Below are 3,266 nucleotides of genomic sequence, written 5' to 3'. Positions count from 1 at the left end.
GTGCAGAACCGCCGCTATGTCGCCAATGTCAGGCGCATCCGGAGGTTCCTGGACTCCGGCGCCATCGGTGCGCCGACCAGCATCCACGCCGACTTCTTCGTCGCGCCGCATTTCGGCGGTTTTCGCGAGGAGATGGCCCATGTGCTGCTGCTCGACATGGCGATCCACACCTTCGACGCCGCTCGCTATATGGTGAATGGCGAGCCGGCCGGCGTCTATTGCCAGGAATGGGAGCCGGCCAGTTCCTGGTACAGGCAGGGATCTTCGGCCAGCGCCGTCTTCGATCTCGGCGACGGCAAGGTCTTCACCTACGCCGGCAGCTGGTGCGCGGCCGGCTTCCGCACCAGTTGGGAAAGTGCATGGCGCATCGTTGCCGAGCGCGGCAGCCTCATCTGGGACGGTCATGACGATTTGAGGGCAGAAGCAGTGATGCCGGGCCGCGAGGGAATGTTCGACAAAACCCAGCCGATCGAGGTGCCGCCGCTCGATGCGTCCGATCGCGTCGGCGGCCATCTCGGCATTCTCCAGGATTTCATGCACGCCATCGAGACCGGCACCGAGCCGGAAACGCGCGGCGGCGACAACATCAAGAGCCTGGCCATGGTTTTTGGCGCCATCGAAAGCGCCGAGACCGGCCGCCGCGTGACAATCGCAGAGGAAGCACAATGACGCCGAACCCGCTTCTCGACATCCGGATCGGCACCATGGTGCGGGCCAATCTCGACGACCCGGCGGCTTACATCAAGCAGATCCTGCCGCTCGGCTTCGAGAGCATCCAGCCCTTCTTCTGGCAGACGCTGGGCGGCAAGGATTTGCCGCGGCTGGCCGGCCAGATCCGCGAGGCGATCGGCGATGCCGACGTCACCGTGTCCTCGCTCGGCGTGTTCGGCAATCCGCTGGAAGACGGCGAGGTCGATCGCGGCGTGCTCAAGGCCTGGGAGACGGTCATCGACAATGCGCATCTGTTCGGCACCTCGATGGTCAGCGGCTTCACCGGCCGCCTGCGCGGCAAGAAGCTGACCGACAGCCTGCCGCGCTTCAAGGAGGTCTGGGGACCGCTGGCCAGGCGCGCCGCCGACAAGGGCGTGCGCATCGCCTTCGAGAACTGCGCGATGGACGGCAACTGGGCCGCCGGCGACTGGAACATCGCCCACAATCCGGACGCCTGGGAGCTGATGTTCAACGAAGTGCCGGACGACAATCTCGGACTGGAATGGGAGCCCTGCCACCAGCTCGTCTATCTGATCGATCCGATGCCGCAGATCCGCAAATGGGCGCCGCGCATCTTCCACGTCCACGGCAAGGACGCGACGGTGCGCTGGGATGTCATCCGCGAGCATGGCGTGTTCGGCCGGCTGCCCTTCGTGCAGATGCGAACGCCGGGCTTCGGCGACAGCGACTGGACGCGGGTGATCAGCGAATTGCGGCTGGCCGGATACAAGGGCGCCATCGACATCGAAGGCTGGCACGACCCTGTCTATCGAGGCGATCTCGAAATCACCGGGCAGGTGCGCGCGCTGGAATATCTCAAGCAATGCCGGGGAGGGGCCAGCTACCTGCCGAACCCGATGTGAGGATCGGCCGGCGGGAGGAGCCGGCCGGGATGTCTGCAACGCACATTGCCGAAGCGAATGTCGAAACCCCTCGCTTGCGAGGACAAAAAGGGAGGATAAGTGCATGAGCATGACGATGAGAAGGACAGTTCTGCGCTCGACCGTCGTGGCCGCCGCCACGGTGCTTGCCGCTGCGATCTCCACCTTGCCCGCGCAGGCGCTCGACGCCAAATGGTGCAAGGACGTCCACATCCGCTTCTTCGTCGGCGGCGCCGAGGGCGACGCTTTCGGCACCATCGTCTACAATGGCGCCAAGCAGGCAGAGGCCGATCTGGGGCCGAAGGTCGACTACATCTTCTCCCAGTGGGACATCGAAAAGATGGTGCAGCAACTGCGCGAGGCCGTCGCGGTCAAGCCCAACGGCATCGCCATGATGGGCCATCCGGGCGACGCATCAATCATGCCGCTCGCCGAACAGGCGCACAAGGACGGCATCAAGATGATGTACCAGAACGTGCCTGTGCCGAAGGTGGTGGAAGCGTTCGGCGGCGGCTATGTCGGCGCCCAGCAGGAACAGCAGGGCCGCGCGCTCGGCGCCGAGGCGTTCAAACTGGGCAAGCTGAAGGCCGGCGACAAGGCGATCATGATCGGTCCGTTCGAAAACGAAAGTCGCGGCGCGCGCGAACGCGGCACGGTGGCGGCGCTCAAGGAAGCCGGCGTCGAGGTCATCCAGTTGTCCTCACCGCCGAGCGGCGAATGGGCGTCCGATCCCAACCTGGCCATTCCGGTGATCACCGCGGCGCTGCTCAACAATCCCGACGTCAAGGCGGTCGGCTATCCCGGCGGGCAGATGCTCGGCAATGTCTCGACCTATATGCAGGCGGCCGGACGCAAGGCGGGCGAGATCTTCAATTTCGGCTTCGACACCAGCCCGCAGATCGTCGAGGGTTTCAAGGGTGGCTGGGTGCAATTGACCGCCGACCAGCAGCCGTTCCTGCAGGGCTATCTGCCGATCCTCAGCCTCTGCCAGCAGGTTGTGCTGGGGCTGGCGCCGATGAATGTCGACACCGGCGCCGGCTTCGTCACGCCCGAAAATTACGAGATCGTCGCCGAGCTCGCCAAGCAGGCGCTGCGCTGACCTCCCAAGCCGCCGGCCGGGATCTCAGGCCCCGGCCGGCGGGACCGCTGGCGACGACGCCGGCACGAGACAATGAAAGCGAGCATCCGATGGCCGAACGCCTCATCGAACTGCGCGACATCAGCAAGTCCTATGGCCAGGTCTATGCACTGGGCGGGGTCAATCTCAGCGTCGACCGCGGCGAGGTGGTCGGCCTGCTCGGCGACAATGGCGCCGGCAAGTCGACGCTGATCAAGATCCTCTCGGGCGTGGTCAAGCCGACCAGCGGCGAAATCCTCGTGCGTGGCAAGCCGGTGACCGGGTGGAGCGCGGCGCGTTCGCGCGAGGCCGGCATCGAGACGGTGTTCCAGGACCGGGCGCTGGCCGTGCAGCAGACCATCGTTCGCAACATCTTCATGGGCCGCGAGCTGACCGGCTTCATGGGCTTTCTCAGGGTCAACAAGGAGATCGAGGAGGCAAGCCGGCTGATGCGCGAGATCGGCTTCACCTCGAAAGTGTTCACGCCGCAGTCGATCGTCGGCCAGCTTTCGGGCGGCGAACGCCAGGGCGTGGCGATCGCCCGCGCCATCTACAAG

At 65.3% G+C, this 3,266-nt stretch carries 4 protein-coding genes; all 4 read left to right on the top strand.

Annotation, left to right across the window (positions count from 1 at the left end; genetic code table 11):
* Nucleotides 1–669 (top strand): Gfo/Idh/MocA family oxidoreductase (locus ENZ74_RS26460; protein WP_164761228.1); only part of this gene is annotated, 669 nt, incomplete at its 5' end.
* Nucleotides 666–1,574: a sugar phosphate isomerase/epimerase gene (locus tag ENZ74_RS26455; protein ID WP_013530991.1), complete on the top strand. Its 909-nt coding sequence runs from the start codon at nucleotides 666–668 to the stop codon at nucleotides 1,572–1,574. The genes ENZ74_RS26460 and ENZ74_RS26455, both read left to right, overlap by 4 nt.
* A gap of 103 nt (nucleotides 1,575–1,677) precedes the next feature.
* Nucleotides 1,678–2,691 (top strand): substrate-binding domain-containing protein, encoded by a 1,014-nt coding sequence (locus ENZ74_RS26450; protein WP_013530992.1) that lies wholly within the window; start codon nucleotides 1,678–1,680, stop codon nucleotides 2,689–2,691.
* Between the two features lie 89 nt (nucleotides 2,692–2,780).
* A partial coding sequence (locus ENZ74_RS26445) for an ATP-binding cassette domain-containing protein (protein WP_164761227.1) occupies nucleotides 2,781–3,266 on the top strand: 486 nt, incomplete at its 3' end.

Origin of the sequence: Mesorhizobium sp. M7A.F.Ca.CA.002.15.2.1 (assembly GCF_003998715.1) — a bacterium.
In the GTDB taxonomy this organism is placed as follows: Bacteria; Pseudomonadota; Alphaproteobacteria; order Rhizobiales; family Rhizobiaceae; genus Mesorhizobium; species Mesorhizobium ciceri.
This window is presented reverse-complemented; position numbering and strand designations above follow the sequence as displayed.